Origin of the sequence: Streptacidiphilus sp. MAP12-33, from assembly GCF_041261265.1 — a bacterium.
Taxonomy (GTDB): Bacteria; Actinomycetota; Actinomycetes; order Streptomycetales; family Streptomycetaceae; genus Streptacidiphilus.
On record NZ_JBGCCA010000048.1, the window covers coordinates 26,655 to 41,832 of the forward strand.

The 15,178-nt window shown below is 72.4% G+C and carries 17 protein-coding genes; 2 read left to right on the plus strand and 15 right to left on the minus strand.

The window, feature by feature from the left end; translation table 11 throughout:
* Nucleotides 1–16: 16 nt before the first annotated feature.
* Nucleotides 17–274 carry a hypothetical protein gene (locus ABH931_RS35415; protein WP_370122957.1) on the minus strand — a complete coding sequence of 86 codons (258 nt, stop codon included), beginning with the start codon at nucleotides 272–274 and terminating at the stop codon, nucleotides 17–19.
* Nucleotides 275–410: 136 nt separating this feature from the next.
* Nucleotides 411–1,442, minus strand: coding sequence for a medium chain dehydrogenase/reductase family protein (locus ABH931_RS35420; protein ID WP_370122960.1), 1,032 nt, complete (start codon nucleotides 1,440–1,442; stop codon nucleotides 411–413).
* A gap of 110 nt (nucleotides 1,443–1,552) precedes the next feature.
* On the opposite strand from ABH931_RS35420, the gene ABH931_RS35425 reads away from it, so the two are divergent.
* Nucleotides 1,553–2,227, plus strand: a complete 675-nt coding sequence (locus tag ABH931_RS35425; protein WP_370122962.1) for a TetR/AcrR family transcriptional regulator — start codon at nucleotides 1,553–1,555, stop codon at nucleotides 2,225–2,227.
* A 49-nt stretch (nucleotides 2,228–2,276) separates the two neighbouring features.
* Here the strand turns inward: ABH931_RS35425 and ABH931_RS35430 are convergent, their stop codons facing one another.
* The 3 genes from ABH931_RS35430 to ABH931_RS35440 all read right to left on the minus strand — a co-directional run bounded on the left by ABH931_RS35430 (nucleotide 2,277) and on the right by ABH931_RS35440 (nucleotide 5,303).
* The gene (locus ABH931_RS35430; RefSeq protein ID WP_370122964.1) at nucleotides 2,277–2,945 is read right to left on the minus strand and encodes a class I SAM-dependent methyltransferase; all 669 of its coding nucleotides are present in this window, start codon (nucleotides 2,943–2,945) and stop codon (nucleotides 2,277–2,279) included.
* 105 nt (nucleotides 2,946–3,050) lie between these two features.
* Nucleotides 3,051–4,625 (minus strand): HD domain-containing phosphohydrolase, encoded by a 1,575-nt coding sequence (locus ABH931_RS35435; RefSeq protein ID WP_370122966.1) that lies wholly within the window; start codon nucleotides 4,623–4,625, stop codon nucleotides 3,051–3,053.
* A 267-nt stretch (nucleotides 4,626–4,892) separates the two neighbouring features.
* A complete protein-coding gene (locus ABH931_RS35440; RefSeq protein ID WP_370122969.1) occupies nucleotides 4,893–5,303 on the minus strand; it encodes a hypothetical protein in 411 nt (136 codons plus the stop codon).
* 169 nt (nucleotides 5,304–5,472) lie between these two features.
* Here ABH931_RS35440 and ABH931_RS35445 point away from each other — a divergent pair, with 169 nt between their 5' ends.
* Nucleotides 5,473–5,754: a hypothetical protein gene (locus ABH931_RS35445; RefSeq protein WP_370122971.1), complete on the plus strand. Its 282-nt coding sequence runs from the start codon at nucleotides 5,473–5,475 to the stop codon at nucleotides 5,752–5,754.
* Here ABH931_RS35445 and ABH931_RS35450 read toward each other — a convergent pair.
* From ABH931_RS35450 to ABH931_RS35495, 10 genes are all read right to left on the minus strand, one after another.
* Nucleotides 5,747–6,562, minus strand: coding sequence for an ABC transporter ATP-binding protein (locus ABH931_RS35450; RefSeq protein WP_370122974.1), 816 nt, complete (start codon nucleotides 6,560–6,562; stop codon nucleotides 5,747–5,749). The two genes, ABH931_RS35445 and ABH931_RS35450, sit on opposite strands and share 8 nt — an antisense overlap.
* Before the next feature lie 137 nt (nucleotides 6,563–6,699).
* On the minus strand, nucleotides 6,700–6,951 hold the full coding sequence (locus ABH931_RS35455) for a hypothetical protein (protein ID WP_370122975.1): 252 nt from the start codon (nucleotides 6,949–6,951) through the stop codon (nucleotides 6,700–6,702).
* A gap of 106 nt (nucleotides 6,952–7,057) precedes the next feature.
* Nucleotides 7,058–8,410, minus strand: a complete 1,353-nt coding sequence (locus tag ABH931_RS35460; RefSeq protein WP_370122977.1) for an ammonium transporter — start codon at nucleotides 8,408–8,410, stop codon at nucleotides 7,058–7,060.
* The gene (locus ABH931_RS35465) at nucleotides 8,410–9,798 is read right to left on the minus strand and encodes an ammonium transporter (RefSeq protein WP_370122979.1); all 1,389 of its coding nucleotides are present in this window, start codon (nucleotides 9,796–9,798) and stop codon (nucleotides 8,410–8,412) included. Before ABH931_RS35465 ends, ABH931_RS35460 begins: the two co-directional genes overlap by 1 nt.
* A gap of 23 nt (nucleotides 9,799–9,821) precedes the next feature.
* Entirely contained in the window at nucleotides 9,822–10,805 is a 984-nt protein-coding gene (locus tag ABH931_RS35470; RefSeq protein WP_370122982.1) for an urease accessory protein UreD, read from the minus strand.
* Nucleotides 10,802–11,422 (minus strand): urease accessory protein UreG, encoded by a 621-nt coding sequence (gene ureG / locus ABH931_RS35475; RefSeq protein WP_370122983.1) that lies wholly within the window; start codon nucleotides 11,420–11,422, stop codon nucleotides 10,802–10,804. Before ureG ends, ABH931_RS35470 begins: the two co-directional genes overlap by 4 nt.
* A 40-nt stretch (nucleotides 11,423–11,462) precedes the next feature.
* Complete coding sequence (locus ABH931_RS35480) at nucleotides 11,463–12,167, minus strand: urease accessory protein UreF (RefSeq protein ID WP_370122984.1); 705 nt, start codon at nucleotides 12,165–12,167, stop codon at nucleotides 11,463–11,465.
* The gene (ureC, locus tag ABH931_RS35485; RefSeq protein ID WP_370122986.1) at nucleotides 12,164–13,888 is read right to left on the minus strand and encodes an urease subunit alpha; all 1,725 of its coding nucleotides are present in this window, start codon (nucleotides 13,886–13,888) and stop codon (nucleotides 12,164–12,166) included. The genes ABH931_RS35480 and ureC overlap by 4 nt, the downstream gene beginning before the upstream one ends.
* Nucleotides 13,888–14,238 carry an urease subunit beta gene (gene ureB, locus ABH931_RS35490; RefSeq protein WP_370122987.1) on the minus strand — a complete coding sequence of 117 codons (351 nt, stop codon included), beginning with the start codon at nucleotides 14,236–14,238 and terminating at the stop codon, nucleotides 13,888–13,890. Before ureB ends, ureC begins: the two co-directional genes overlap by 1 nt.
* Nucleotides 14,235–15,176 (minus strand): cobalamin biosynthesis protein CbiX, encoded by a 942-nt coding sequence (locus ABH931_RS35495; protein WP_370122988.1) that lies wholly within the window; start codon nucleotides 15,174–15,176, stop codon nucleotides 14,235–14,237. The genes ureB and ABH931_RS35495 overlap by 4 nt, the downstream gene beginning before the upstream one ends.
* Nucleotides 15,177–15,178 lie beyond the last annotated feature (2 nt).

Here is a 15,178-nt window from a genome sequence, read left to right on the forward strand (position 1 = left end):
CTCTCATCGATGCACGCTAGGCGCCGCCGGTGGGCGGGACGGAGTCGAGGAGCGCGGTCAGCTTCTCCACCGTCTCCTGGTTGGCGCGGCCGAGGAAGATCAGCGGGTTGTTGCCGACCGGATGGTCCGCGACAAGGGAGGGCAGGACGATGCCGTGGCGGCCGAGCGCGGACTTGAGCCGGCATACGAGCGAGTCGCCGAGGCGGTGAACGTCGACGGTCTCCGGGGCGGGGGTGGCGGGAGTCGGGGCGGCCTCGTGCATGGGTGCAGACATGGGCGTGGAACCCTTTGAGCGAGCGGCGGCGGGAGTGGTGTGGAGTCTCCAGCATGGAGCGGCCCCACGCTATTGACACCGGGTCCAGTGAACTTGGCATGTGCCATTCGAGGCCCTGGCGACCACCCCACGTGGTTCACGCCGTCAGGACGATCTTGCCGGTCACGGTGCCGGACTCCGCCAGGCGCAGTGCGTCCGCGGCGTGGACGAGCGGGAGGCGGGCCGCGACGGGTGCGGTGATGTCACCGCGGCCCAACGCGGCGAAGACGTCGGTGAGGTCGCTACGCAGCCGGGCACGAAAGCCGGCCTGCTGGAACCTGCGCCCCGCCCAGATGTTGTAGAAGAAGGCCCGGCGGCCGTTGGGCAGGGCGTTCCACAGCGCGGTGCGGGCCAGGATCTTCAGCACGGGCCACTGCTTGGAGCCGGTGTCGTCGCGGGTGGAGGCGCTGCCGTAGGCGACGAGGGTGCCCCCCGGGGCGAGCAGCTGCCAGGAGTCGACGACGCTGCGTCCGCCGACGTGGTCGAACACGGCGTCGACCCCGCCCGGAGCCAGCGCCCGCACGCGGGCCGGCACCTCGCCCGTGCGGTAGTCGACCGGCACGACGCCCAGCTCGCGCAGTGCCTCGTGGTGCCGCGGGGAGGCGGTGCCGATCACCGCGGCGCCTGACGCGAGGGCGAGCTGCGTCAGGACCGAGCCGACTCCCCCGCCGGCGCCGTGCACCAGCACGGTCTGCCCGGCCCGCACGCGGGCCCGCCGGTGCAGCATCTGCCAGGCGGTGACTCCGTTGACCACGACGGTCTCGGCCTGCTCGGCGGTCAGGCCGTCCGGGACGTCGACCGCGTCCGCGGCGTCGACGAGGACGTGGCTGGCCCAGCCGCCGACCTTGGTCAGCGCGGCGACCCTGCGGCCGACCAGAGCCGCGTCGACGCCCGCTCCGGTCGTGTGCACGCGGCCGACCAGGTCGTAGCCGGGGACGAACGGGAACGGGGGCTGGTCGTAGTACCGCCCGCGGCGCATCTGCTGCTCGGCGAAGGAGACGCCGGTCGCCTCCATGGCGATCACCAGCTGCCCCGGACCGGGCTCGGGCACGGACGCGTACCGGACCTGCAGGTCCTCCGGCTCCACGATGCCCGGCAGGACCACCTGGACGAGGGCGTTGTCGTTCATGGCCTTCTCCTCTTCTAGAGCCACTTGCGATAGTTAGAGGCTATAACGCTCGTCACGTGAAGGTCAATCGCTTGAGTGATACCTTCTAACGCAGAGCGCGAAGGAGGACCGTGAAAGAGTCGGAGACGGCGACACCGAGGCAGCGGTACCGGGCCCAGGTGCGCGAGGAGATCAAGCAGCACGCCTGGGAGCAGGTGGCCACGGCGGGCGCGTCCGCGCTCTCCCTCAACGCCATCGCCAAACAGATGGGGATGACCGGACCGGCGCTCTACCGGTACTTCGCCAACCGGGACGAGCTGATCACCGAGCTGATCAGGGACGCCTACCGGAGCCTCGCCGACACCTTCCGCGCCCGCGTGGAGGCAGGCGGTAGCCTGCCGGACCTGGCAGCCGCCCTGCGCGCCTGGGCCCTCGCCGACCCGCAGCGCTACCTGCTGATCTACGGCACGCCGGTGCCCGGCTATCAGGCCCCGGAGGAGACCACCCGGATCGCCGGGGAGGTCATGGCGGCCGTTCTCGACGCCTGCGCCGCCGGGCAGCTCCCCGAGCCGCCGCCGTCACCATCACCGCCGTCACCATCACCGTCGGCGTCAGCGCTGGAGGCTCACCTCGCCGACCACCGTGCCTGGGCCGGTCCCCACCCCGCGCCCGCGCCGGCCCTGCGTCGGGCCCTGGCCTTCTGGAGCCGCCTGCACGGCCTGCTCTCCCTCGAACTGGCCGGGCACTTCACCGGCATGGGCTTCGACCCGGCGCTGCTGTACGCCGCCGAGACCGAAGCCCTCTGAGGGCGCCCGGCTCCTGACCGTCCCGGCGGCTCCACCTGGCGCGACGCGGTCACGACCCGGCGGCCGTGCGCAGGTCCGGGGTTCCGGCGCCGGCCGCCCGGGGCCGGCGGGCCGTGCCGTGGATCAGCGGGCGGACGAAGGGCGGTGCCTTGGGCAGCGTGCCGTGCTCGACGGAACCGACCTCGAAGCCGGCCGACCTGATCGAATCGAGGGTCGGGCGGTTGCACTCGCAGCAGACCACCAGGCGGTTGAGCCAGTTGCAGCGGTCCTGGAGGCGGGCGACCTTCGGGTCCGTGGAACGCACGTGCTCCAGGAAGAGCAGGCGTCCGCCGGGCCGCAGCACCCGGCCGATCTCGCGCAGTGCGCGCGGCTGGTCACCGACGCCGCACAGGACCAGCGTCGAGACCACCACGTCGAAGCTGTCGTCCTCGAACGGCAGGTCCTCGGCGGGAGCGCGGAGCACGGTGGCGCGCGGCGCGCGCTCCCGGACGTGCCGGTCGAGCCGGCGCACCATCGCCGGTTCCGGTTCGGTGACGGTCAGGGAGACCACGCCCGGACCGTAGAGGTCGAGGTTGGCCCCGGTCCCGGCACCGATCTCGAGCACCTCGCCCGAGGCGTCCGCCAGCAGGTGCCGACGCAGGTCCCGCAACCCCGCCTCCTCGGCCCTGGCCATCTGACCGTCGTAGACCAGTGCGAAGAACGCCTTCCTGATGCTCATGGCTGCCTCGATTCCTCGCCCCGGGCCGCTGTCCCGGGTGCCGGGAACGACGCTACGGCGCTGCCGGCCGTCCGCGCATGGGGCGATTGCCTCATCTGCCTCCGCTCAGGCCGCGGCGTCCTCCGCCTGCGGCAGCAGGCCGTTCTGCACGGCGAACAGGCAGGCGGCGGCCCGGTTGGACGTCCCGATCTTGGCGTAGATGTGCTCGATGTGGTTGCGGGCGGTCTTCGGGGAGATCACCAGCCGCCCCGCGATCTCCCGGCTGGAGCAGCCCCGGGCCAGCAGCCGCAGCACGTCGATCTCGCGGCTGGTCAGACCGGCGGGACCGGCCGTCCGCCGGGCGACACGGTGACCGGCCGCGGCGAGCACCGCGGCGACGGCCTCGGCGTCGAGCCGGCCGGCCCTCACCTCGGCGCGCAGCTCGGCGGCCGCCTGGGGCGCCGTCAGGGCCTCGCGGTGCGGCCGGGGTTCGATCATCGACTGGTAGGCGTCGGCCGCGCCCAGCAGCCGGGCCCTGCGCGAGATCGCCGGAGCGGTGAGCCCGTGCGGGTATCCGGAGCCGTCGAGGCGTTCTCGGTGCTGCACGGCGACCGCCCCGAGCGGGGCCAGGGTCGCCGACTGGCAGAGCATCCGTTCCGTCAGGTAGGGCTGGAGACGGACCCGTTCCCGCTCCCCGGCGCCGAGCGGTCCCGGCTTGTCCCAGATCGCGTTCGAGACGCCGAGCCGTCCGAGCCCGTGCACGAGTGCGGCCCGGCGCAGCAGCCGCCGCTCGTCCACGCCGAAGCCCAGCCCGGCGCCGGCCGCGTCGACCAGCCCCGCCACGCTGCGGGCATGCCCCAGCGTGTACGGCGACTTCAGGTCGACGAAGTCCGCCACCGCCAGCAGTGCCTCGTCGAACTGCTGCTCCCCCAGCGTCACGCCGAGCGCCGGCTCCGCCGCGATCACCGCCTCCCAGGTACGCGCCGTGTCCAGGCCGCCGAACACCGCCTCCGCCTCACGGCACAGGACGCTCACCAGACCGGGATCGAACTGTCCGCCGGCACGTCGGCGGGCCAGTTCCAGGGCGGCGTCGACACCTCCCAGCCGGTGCGCGACCTCGGTGAACTCCGCCAGCTGGGCCAGGCGCGCGGCCATCGGAACGGCCTGCTCCTTCAGCTCCCCCGGCCATCCGCGCCCGTCCCACTGCTCGTAGGAGGCGGCCACCGCGCGACGCACCGGGTCCGGCAGGCCGAGCCGACGCGCCAGTGCGGCCGCCAGGGCGGCGTGGCCGCTGATCATCCGGTCCACCTCGCGGAACCCGCCCAGGGTGAACTCCAGGCCCACCCGGAAACGGTGCAGTGGCGGGTTGCCGGAGCCGATCAACCGCAGCGCGGCGGTCGCGGCAGCGACACTGCGCTGCTCGAACCGGTACTTGCCGGCCTTCAGGGCGATGTCGTCACCGAACCACTTCGCCTGCTCATGGGCGTCCGAGTGGCAGCCGACGTTCACCAGCAGCGCGGTGTAGTACACGGCCAGGCGATCCTCGTCACCCAGATCGATCCGCTCGGCGAGCCGCAGGGCGATCAGGCACTGGCGCAGCACATGCTCCATCGGCTGCCCGAAACCGAGGTCGACGCCCAGCGACAGCGCGGCGACGAGTTCGGCCAGCCGGATCCGCGGCCCGGCACCGCTCCCGCTCACGCCTCGACCCTACGCCCGCCGCCACCCCCTCGCCGGGCGGCCGAATCTGCGGCGCGCCTCACCGAGTTCTCAGCGTTCTCCCATGAGGCGGGCGGACAGTGGGGACCATGAGACGTCGGAATCACCGCCCAGGGACTGGGAAGAAGCCCGCCAGTACCCCGGGGCTGCTCTTCCTCGCGCTGTGCGCCGTGATCGGCAACGCCCGGTCCGATCGGACCGGGCCCTGGCCGCTCACGGTCGAACGGGGCGAGCCCGGCGTCGGCGAGCTCACCAGCCCTGCTTGACCTCGACGCCGGTGTAGTGCCTGACGGGCGCGGGGTGGCGTGGCTCCGGCTCGGTGGGTGGCTGCGGCGGCGCGGGGGCGCCGGCGACGACCCGGTAGACCGTGGTGCCCCCAGCAGGAAGCCCGCGCCGGGGATCATGCGCGGCCACCGGCCGGCGGCGCGGCGCGTACGCGCCGAGGGCGAGACTGCCGACGGCGAGTGCCGCACCACCGGCGACCGAGGAGACCGGGAACGACCGCGTGGCGCCGTCACCGGTCTTGGCCCCACCGATCGCGGAGGTCACGACGGTGACCGACCCGGTGGCCTGCCGGCTCGGGTCGTTCACGTCGCAGACGACCGTGACGGCGTAGGTGGCGGCCTTGGCAACGGCGAAGACCAGGGCTGAGCCGGCCACCTCGCCCGCCTCCCACTACTCCGAACGAGCGGTCGCCACGGCACCGTCAACGAACGTTGAGACCCGGCCTGCCGCAGGACAGGACCTTCGTGGCGTCCGCCGTTCCCGGCACCGGTGTTGACTGGACTGTGGTCGGCGCCGGCGAACGACAGGAAGGCAGGGAGCAGTCATGCACACGACCCGGACCCACCAGGCAAGGCGTGGTCACTTCAGCACCGGATTCGGCGAGTTCCATCTCCTCGCCCCCGGCCCGTGGCTGGTCGGCATGGCTCTGGTGGTCGCCGTGCTGGCGTCCCGCTGGGAGGTCGCCGTCGGCCTGGCGATCACGCTCGGCGTGTACGCCGTGGTCTTCCGCATCCGGCCGCCCGAGAGCGCGGGGCGCAGGTCAGGCGCGGACGGTGACGGTCGGGCCGGGTCCGCCCCTCGGGATCCGGATGCTGGTCCTAGGTGACGAGTCCCTCCGGGTTCGCCAGGGCCGGCGGCGGCCCGTCCACCGGGGCCTGGCGGATGTCGGAGGTGATGCGCCCGTCGACGAGCCGGACCACCCGCTTCGCGTGCCGGGCGACCTCGTCCTCATGGGTGATCAGCACCACGGTGCGCCGCGCGACGTTCAACCGGTCGATGATCGCCAGTAGTTGCTCGGTGCTGTGGCTGTCGAGGTTGCCGGTGGGCTCGTCCGCCAGCAGCATCGAGGGGGCCATCACCAGGGCCCGGGCCACCGCGACACGCTGCTGCTGGCCGCCCGACAGCTCGTTGGGCCGATGCTCCACCCGGTCCGTCATGCCCACCAGGCTGATCGCCGCCAGCGCGCGCAGGCGGCGCTGCTGCGGCCTCACCCCGGCGTAGGCCAGGGGCAGTTCGACCTGGTCGAGCACCGTCATCCGGGGCACCAGGTTGAAGGACTGGAAGACGAATCCGATCTTGCGGTTGCGCACCAGCGAGAGCTGGTGCTCGTCCATGTTGCCGACGTCGACGCCGTCCAGCAGGTAGCGGCCCGAGGTCGGGGCGTCCAGACAGCCCACGATGTTCATCAACGTCGACTTGCCCGAGCCGGAGCTGCCCATGACCGCGACGAAGTCCCCGGCCGCGACGGTGAGATCCAGGCCGAGCGCTCGGCCCTCCGCGTCCAGGGGGCCGGTCAGCGCGTGGACCGCGGCGTCCCCGGTGCCGTAGGTCTTCACCACCCGGCGCAACCGGACGACCGGGACGGGGGTTGCGGGCGGCGCGGCGCCGGGGTCAACTGTCGTGGTCGTCGTCACCTGGACCTCGCCTCCGTCGGTGGGACCGCGCAGGAGCGGCGCCCCGCCGTCACCGGCGAGGCCCGATACCGCGCATTGTCCACCCCTCCCGCCGGAAGCGGAACGGTCGCGTCGGAGATACCGGGCCCGGCCCTACCTCAGCCGCGGCGCGCCCCCGCCCTGCGGCTGCGACGCGCCGCCCTCCTTGCGGTTCGGCGCGCGTGCGCGTGCGGATTCGACGCGAGCCACAGGTTGTAGCCGACCGATCCGCAGACGAGGGCCGCCGCCAGAGCGAGCCAGTCCGTCCAGGGCCAGCCGGCCAGCAGTCCGAGGGCGAGGGCGACGGCGGCGCTGCACGCGGCATCCTGACGGGACGCCAGCAGCACGTTCTTGATCTTCTTCTTGGGCACGGGCGCAGCGTAGCCGCTGCCGGGCGGCATGATCACATCCTGAGCCACGGCTCCCGTCCGCGGTGGCCCCCACGGAGCGGGGGCCACCGCGGGCGGAACGCGAAGGTCACTCGCGCAGCTGCTCAGGGTCGGCCTCGAGAATCCGGCGGACCTGCTCCAGCAGGGCACTCGGGTCGGCCTGCTTGCCGCCCTCGTCGATACCGCTGCCGCGCAGGGCGTCGGCGATCTCCTTGAACTGCACGTCCCAGTCGTTCTGGTAGACCTGCTCGTGCTCCTCCTCGACCGCGTGCGGCGACTGGCGCAGGCCGACGGTCAGGTCGACCACCTTGCCGATCAGCGCGGTCATCGCGAACGCGAACAGGCCGATCACCAGCACCGCGACCAGCTGCTTGCCCAGCAGGTCCCAGCCGCCGCCGTAGAGCAGGCCCTTCTTGCCCGTCATCACGCCGGTGGCCGCCAGGCCCGCCATCACCATGCCGAACAGGCCGCCCCAGCCGTGGATGCCGACGACGTCGAGGGTGTCGTCGACGCCGAAGCGGTACTTCCAGCTGATGGCGAAGGCGCAGGTCAGACCGGCCAGGAAGCCGATCACCGAGGCCCACATCGGGGTGAGGTCCCCGGCCGCCGGGGTCATCGCGACCATGCCGGTGACCGCGCCCATGCTGATGTCGAGCAGGCCGACCTGGCGGGTGCGCCACCAGCTCGTCACCGCCCAGCCCGCCATGGCCGCACCGGCGGCGAACTGGGTGTTGACGAACGCCATCGGCGCCGCGCCCGGCACGCCCAGGGACGACCCGGTGTTGAAGCCGAACCAGCCGAACCAGAGCAGCGCCAAGCCGATCACGACCAGCGGCAGGTTGTGCGGACGGATCGGCTTGCGCTCGAAGTCCGCGCGCCGGCCGGCGACCGCCGCCAGCGCCAGACCGGCGGCGCCGGAAGCGAGTTCGACGACCGTACCGCCGGAGAAGTCGACCGCGCCCAGCTGCTTGGCCACCCAGCCGTCGGGCGAGAAGACCCAGTGCGCCATCGGCACGTAGACCAGCAGCGTCCAGGCCGAGGCGAAGACCAGCCAGCCCCGCATCTTCGCGCGCCCCGCCACGGACCCGCTGATCAGCGCGACTGTGACGATGGCGAACGACATGTGGAAGACGGAGAAGGTCACCGTCGGGATGGAGCCGGTGCGGCTGTCCAGGCCGACGCCCGTCATGAAGACGTGGTCGAAGGAGCCGATCACGCCGAGGCCGCCCGCGTCCTTGCCGAACGCCAGGGAGTAGCCGACCGCGAACCACAGGATGCTGACCAGCACCACGCAGCCGAAGCACATCTTGAGCATGGCGATGACCTGACCGGTCTTCACCATGCCGCCGTAGAAGAAGGCGAGCCCCGGTGCCATCAGCAGCACCATGGCCGCGGCCATGATCAGCCAGGCGGAGTTGCCCGAGTCGAAGAGCTGCGGCATCACTTCTCCTGCTCCCGGCGCTCCAGCAGGCGCCGGAGCTCCTCCAGCAGCTCCGCGTCGACGCCGCCCTTGGCGCCGGGCGTGGCCACACCCTCGCCCGCCGCGCCGACCACGACCGGGACGGCCACGCGGGCCTGGAGCAGGCGCTCGCGGATCTCCGCGATCGTCTCGTCGTCGTAGGCCTGCTCCTCCTCGGCGCCCGGGACGTGCTCGTACTCCTCGGCGGCGCGGAAGCCGACGGTCTTCTCGATCGCCTTGGCGATCAGCCAGGTCACGCCGAAGGAGAACGCCGCGCAGACGACCACGCCGACGGCCTGACGCCACAGCAGGTCGACGCCGCCGCCGTAGAACAGGCCCTTCTTGCCGCTCATCTGGAACGTGGCGAAGAGACCGATGCCAAGGACGCCGACGACGCCGCCCCAGCCGTGCACGCCGACCACGTCGAGGGTGTCGTCGTAGCGCAGCTTGAACTTGAGGTTGATCGCGAAGGCGCAGACCACGCCCGCGACGAAGCCGATCACCAGCGCGCCGATCGGCGAGACCTCGCCGCAGGCGGGGGTGATCGCGACCATGCCGGCCACGGCCGCCGAGGCGACGCCGAGCATCTCGACGTGGCCGAGCCGCCACTTCTCGATCAGGGGCCAGCCGACCATCGCGCCGCAGGCGGCGAGCTGGGTGTTGAGGAAGGCCATCGGCGCGGTGCCGCCGGTCTCCAGCGCGGAGCCCGCGTTGAAGCCGAACCAGCCGAACCAGAGCAGCGCCAGACCGATCACGACCAGCGGCAGGTTGTGCGGACGGATGGTCTCGCGCTCGAAGTCCTTGCGCTTGCGGACCACGATCGCGACCGCGAGCCCGGCCGCGCCGGAGTTGATCTCCACCGGCATACCACCGGCGAAGTCGCGCGCGCCCAGGTGCGCGACGATCCAGCCGTCGGGCGCGAAGACCCAGTGGGCCATCGGCACGTAGACGAAGAGCGTCCACGCGACGACGAACCAGAGCCAGCCGCGCATGGTGGCGCGGCCCGCGATCGAGCCGCTGATCAGGGCGACGGTGATGATCGCGAACGCCATCTGGAAGGCGGAGAATATGACGGTCGGGATGTTGCCGGTCAGGCTGGTCATGCCGACGTCGTGCATCATCCAGTGGGCCGGCGTGCCGATCAGGCCCCAGCCGTTCACGTCCTTGCCGAAGGCCAGGCTGTAGCCGATGGCCAGCCACAGCACGGTGACCAGCGCCAGACAGACGAAGCTCATCTTGAGCATGACCAGCACGTGCTTGGTCTTGACCATGCCGCCGTAGAAGAAGGCGAGACCGGGGGTCATCAGCAGCACCATGGCAGTACTCGCCATGAGCCACGCGGTGTTACCCGTGTCGAGGTGGGAGGGCATCCGATTCTCTCCGATGAGGGGGATCAGGACTTGCGCAGGACCGGCGCGGGCGCGCCGATCAGCAGTCGGCGGACGGCGTCCCAGGCGTGCCTGAGCGCCGCGCCGACGGTGGGTGGGTCGTCGCCGAGGACCCGGAGCCAGGCTCCGCAGTCCTCGGGCAGCACGCTCACCCCGAACAGCAGCCCGCCGCCGTCGCCGTCGAAGGCGCTGAGCGCGTGGTGCAGCGCGTCGGCGACCTCGGCGGCGGGAGCGAGCGGGGTGACGGCGTAGAAGGTGGACACCAGGTCGTGTCCGGCCAGCACCGCCGGCCCGGTCACGCCCCCGCCGCTCCGGCCGGGCGTCAGCCGGACGGTGTCCAGGGCGAGCAGGCGGCCGTCGGGGCGGCGGAACTCCAGGTCGGAGGCGAAGACCCGGTAGGCGTTGCGCTCGCCGTGGGCGAGCCGTCCGGCCATCACGGTCTCCCCGGCGAGCACGGTGGCCGAGGGCGCGACGGTGACGACCGTGCGCTGGTAGAAGCGCGAGTCGCGGTAAGGGATGGTGGGGTCCGGCAGGTACTCGACGTAGGCGTCCTCACCGGCGTGGAGGAGGACCTGCGCGGTGGCGTAGTCGGCGTCCATCCGGTGGACCTTGGTAGCCGCCTGGGTGGTCAGGTGGACGGCCGTGCCCGCGCCGCAGTGCACGTCCGTCCGCAGCCGGTCGGCCTGGACGATGCCGCCACCGGTGGACATCAACAGGGTGACCGCGAGGTCCGGGCGGGCCGGGTCGTAGTAGAGCGGCCGCATGATCTGAAGCGGCGACTTCTGGTAGTGGGTGACCAGTTCGGTGCGCACACCGATCCGTTCGAAGCCCAGCTCCAGCAGCCCGATCTTGCCCGGCTTGCCCACGCCCAGCGCCCGCGGCCGTCCCGCGTACCGCCGCACCTCGGCGGGGACACGGGACGGCTCGTAGTGGGCGGGCGTCAGCCGCTCGGAGCGCTCGGCCGCGAAGGGGCGGGCGGTGGTGGTCACGCGGGCACCCGGCGGTAGGACTCCAGCAGGTCCGCGACCTGGGTAAGGCCCTGGCCGGTCAGGCTGTTGGTGAGCACCACCGGCCGGCCCTCGCGCACGCGGTGGGCGTCGGACGTCATCACGTCCAGGTCGGTGCGGACGTACTGCGCGATGTCGATCTTGTTGATGACCAGCACGTCCGAGTCGGTGATGCCCGGACCGCGCTTGCGCGGCATCTTCTCGCCCTCGGCGGTGTCCAGCACGAAGAAGAACATGTCGACCAGCACCGGGCTGAACGTCAGTGTCAGGTTGTCGCCGCCCGACTCGTAGATGAGGGTGTCGACGTCCGGGAAGCGCTCCAGGAGCTCGGCCCCGGCGGCCAGGTTCATCGTCGGGTCGTCGCGGACGGCGGTGTGCGGGCAGGCGCCCGTCTCCACGCCGACCACACGCTCCGGGTCGAGGACCCCGGCCAGGTTGCGGCGGACGTGGTGGGCGTCCTCCTGGGTGTAGATGTCGTTGGTGATCACCGCGGGCCGTCGGCCGCGGGCGATCAGCACCGGGACCAGCGCCTCGATCAGCGCGGTCTTTCCCGAGCCGACCGGCCCGCCGATGCCCACGCGCAGCACCTCGTCCGTCATCTTGGGCCCTCCTTCTTGCTGTTGGTGCTTGTTGTGCTGCTCACGAGACGAACATCCGCGCCTCGGCGCGCTCGTGGCGGCCGGACATCGCGTCCGCGACCGGGACGCAGCCGCCCAGGTCCGCGAGCTCGCGCTCCAGCGCCGCCGCCGTGGTCTCCGCGATGACGGGCGCGAGAGAGCGCAGCGTGATCTGGGCCCGCCGGTGGTCCGTCAGCCGCAACCGCAGGGCGGCGCTGACGAAGCTGACGCAGAAGGCGAACAGGTCGCTCGCCACGGCCTGTTCGACCGGCACGCCGCTCGCCGCGTAGGCGACCCCGGCGGCCACCGCCTGGCAGCCGGGCGACCGCTTGGCCACGACCAGTGCGGTGTAGCGGTCCAGCTCCGCACCGCCGAGCGCGAGCCGGACGGTCTCGAGCATCTGCCGCCCCGTCCTGGTCGAGGCGAGGCGCAGCTCGCGGTTGAGCTTGCTCGCGAAGAGCCGCTGGTCGATCTCGACCAGCTCGTCCCACTCCCCCGCCGTCGCCGCGCGGTGCGCCAGCGCGAGCGCGGTGGCGTCGGCCGGTCCGACCGAGTGCCGCAGCAGGTCCTCCAGCAGCTCCGGCATCGTCGCGGCGTCCACCCGCCGGGCCTGGAGGTAGCCCTCCAGGCCGTGCGAGAGCGTGTAGAGGCCGCTCGGGAACGCCGAGTCGGTGAGCTGGAGGCTGACCAGCAGGTGGTCGAGGGCCGGACCCACACCCGTGCTCATGCGAGGTAGAAGAGGTGGTTGAGCGGAAGGGTCCGGGCCGGCTCGATGGTGGCGGGCTCGCCGTCCAGGGTGACCTGGTAGGTCTCCGGGTCCACCTGGATCTTCGGCAGGGCGTCGTTGCGGACCATGTGCTGCTTGCCGACGGTGCGGCAGTCGCGGACCGGCAGCACCCGGCTGTCCAGGCCGAGTTCGCCCGGCACGCCGCGGTCGATCGCCACCTGCGACATGAAGGAGACCCGGGTGGCCTGGCGGGCCTTGCCCGTCGCCCCGAACATCGGCCGGTAGTAGATGGGCTGCGTGGTCGGCAGGGAGGCGTTCGGGTCGCCCATCAGCGCCCAGTTGACCATCCCGCCCTTGATCACCAGCTTGGGCTTGGCACCGAAGGAGTGGATCGGCCAGAGCACGATGTCGGCGAGCTTGCCGGGCTCCAGCGAGCCGATCCAGTCGGCGGTTCCGGTGGCGATGGCCGGGTTGATGGTGAGCTTGGCCAGGTAGCGCAGCACCCGCTGGTTGTCGTTGCGCTCGCTGTCCCCGTCGAGCTTGCCGCGCTGGTCCTTGCAGTGGTGCGCGGTCTGGAAGGCGCGGGCGAAGGACTCGCCGACCCGGCCCATGGCCTGGGAGTCAGAGGAGAAGATGGAGATGACACCCTCGTCGTGCAGCACCGTCTCGGCCGCGACGGTCTCCGCGCGCACCCGGGAGTCGGCGAAGGAGACGTCCTCCGGGATGTCGTGGCTCAGGTGGTGACAGACCATCACCATGTCGAGCAGCTCGTCGATCGAGTTGACGGTGTAGGGCAGCGTCGGATTCGTCGACGAGGGAAGGACGTTCGGCTCCCCCGCGATCCGCATGATGTCCGGTGCGTGGCCGCCGCCCGCGCCCTCGGTGTGGAAGGTGTGGATGGTGCGGCCGTCGATCGCGGAGAGGGTGTCCTCGTAGAAGCCGGACTCGTTGAGGGTGTCCGTGTGGATGGCCACCTGGACGTCGTACTCGTCCGCCACGCGCAGCGCGGTGTCGATGGTGGCCGGGGTGGCGCCCCAGTCCTCGTGCACCTTGAGCCCGCAGACACCCGCCTCGACCTGCTCGCGCAGCGCCTCCGGCAGCGAGCCGTTGCCCTTGCCCAGCAGGCCGGTGTTGACCGGCATCTCCTCGACGGCCTGGTACATCCGGCCGATGTTCCACGGGCCCGGCGTGCAGGTGGTCCCGTTGGTGCCGTCGGTCGGACCCGTGCCGCCGCCGATGAAGGTGGTGATGCCGTTGGTCAGGCCCTCCTGGGCCTGCTGCGGGGCGATGAAGTGGATGTGCGTGTCCACGCCGCCGGCGGTGGCGATCAGGTGCTCACCGGAGACGACCTCCGTGCCCGGACCGATCACCAGCTTGGGGTGCACGCCGCTCTGCAACCGCGGGTTGCCCGCCTTGCCGACGGCGACGATGAAACCGTCCTTGACGCCGATGTCGCCCTTGACCACGCCGAGCACCGGGTCCAGCACCACCACGTTGGTGACCACCAGATCCAGCGCGCCCTGGAGGTTGGTCGCCGCCGGGTCCTGGGCCATGCCGTCGCGGATGCCCTTGCCGCCGCCGTAGACGGCCTCGTCGCCGTAGTGGCCCTCGTTGAAGTCCTTCTCGACCTCGACCACGAGGTTGGTGTCGGCCAGGTGGAACCGGTCACCGACCGTGGGGCCGAACAGGTCGGTGTACTGGCTGCGCGGGATGAACGCCATCAGAGGTCGCCGCCCTTCTCCTCGTCCCGGACCGTGAGGTCCTCTCCGCTCTCGGCGCGGGCGCCGAGGAAGCCACGCTCGGCAGCGCGGCGCAGCGCCTTGGCGCGGGTGTCGGCCGCGTTGAGGCCGCCGTCGACGAGGCCGCTGAATCCGACGAGCCGCCGGTGACCGGCGAAGTCGACCAGGTCCACCTCGCGGGTGTCGCCCGGCTCGAAGCGGACGGCGGTCCCGGCGGGGAGGTCCAGGTGCCGCCCGTAGGCCTGGGCCCGGTCGAAGTCCAGGGCTCGGTTGGCCTCGAAGAAGTGGTAGTGCGAGCCGACCTGCACGGCCCGGTCACCGGTGTTGCTCACCCGCACGCGTGCCGTGGCCCGGCCGGCGTTGATCTCGACCGGAGCGTCTCCGTAGAGGTAGACAGGTCTGCCTGCTGACATGGCGTCTCTCTTTCGGCGTGGTGCGGGTGGACGTGCGGGTCCGGGTCCGGGTGCGCGCGGGAGTGCGGGTCCGGGTGGGAGTGCGGGTGCCCGTGGGAGTGCTGCTCGGTGACCGCGTGCGCGTGGGCGTAGCCGTGGCCGTGGTCCGCGGCGAGCCAGGCGGCGATGCCGTCCTCGCCGTGCCGCAGCCTCCGCAGGGCCTCCGCGGCGCGGGCGGCGAGGATGCCGCCGACCGCGTGCGGGGAGAGCAGCGGACCGCCGTCCTGCGCCCCGGCGACCGGCGACGGTGCGGCCGGGGCGAACCCGGCCGGCACCAGCAGGACCCGGGCCGCGCCCAGCAGGCGGCAGCGCTCCACCCCCTCCGCGAGGCCGGGGTCGCCTCCGTCGAAGGCCGGCTCGACCCAGCGGTGGGCGCCGTACTGGCGGACCAGCCGGGCGATCCGGAACAGCTCCGCGTCGTCGAAGGGCCCGGCCGCGGGCGCCGTGAGCAGCACGGCTGTGGCGGCGGCTGCGGGGACGCTGTCGGCGGCGGCACGACCGACAGCGGCACGACCGACAGCGGCGCGCAGCCACCCGATCAGGTGGCCCACGCTCCCGAACGGCTCGGTCAGGGCCAGCCGGCCGCCGGCGCCCGTGTCGGCCGCCAGCCAGCGCAAGGCCCGTGCGGTGTCGGCGACCAGCCGCGGGTCACGGCCCAGGGACATCGGCACCACACAGACCGGCTGCCCCGGCCGGGCGGCGAGCGCGTCCGCGACCGCGCGGGTCAGCTCCCGTCCGACGCCGACCGCACGGAAGGCGACGCCCTGTTCCACCAGCGGACCCAGTGCCTGCCCGCCACGGCTCTCGTGCCCGCCCACCA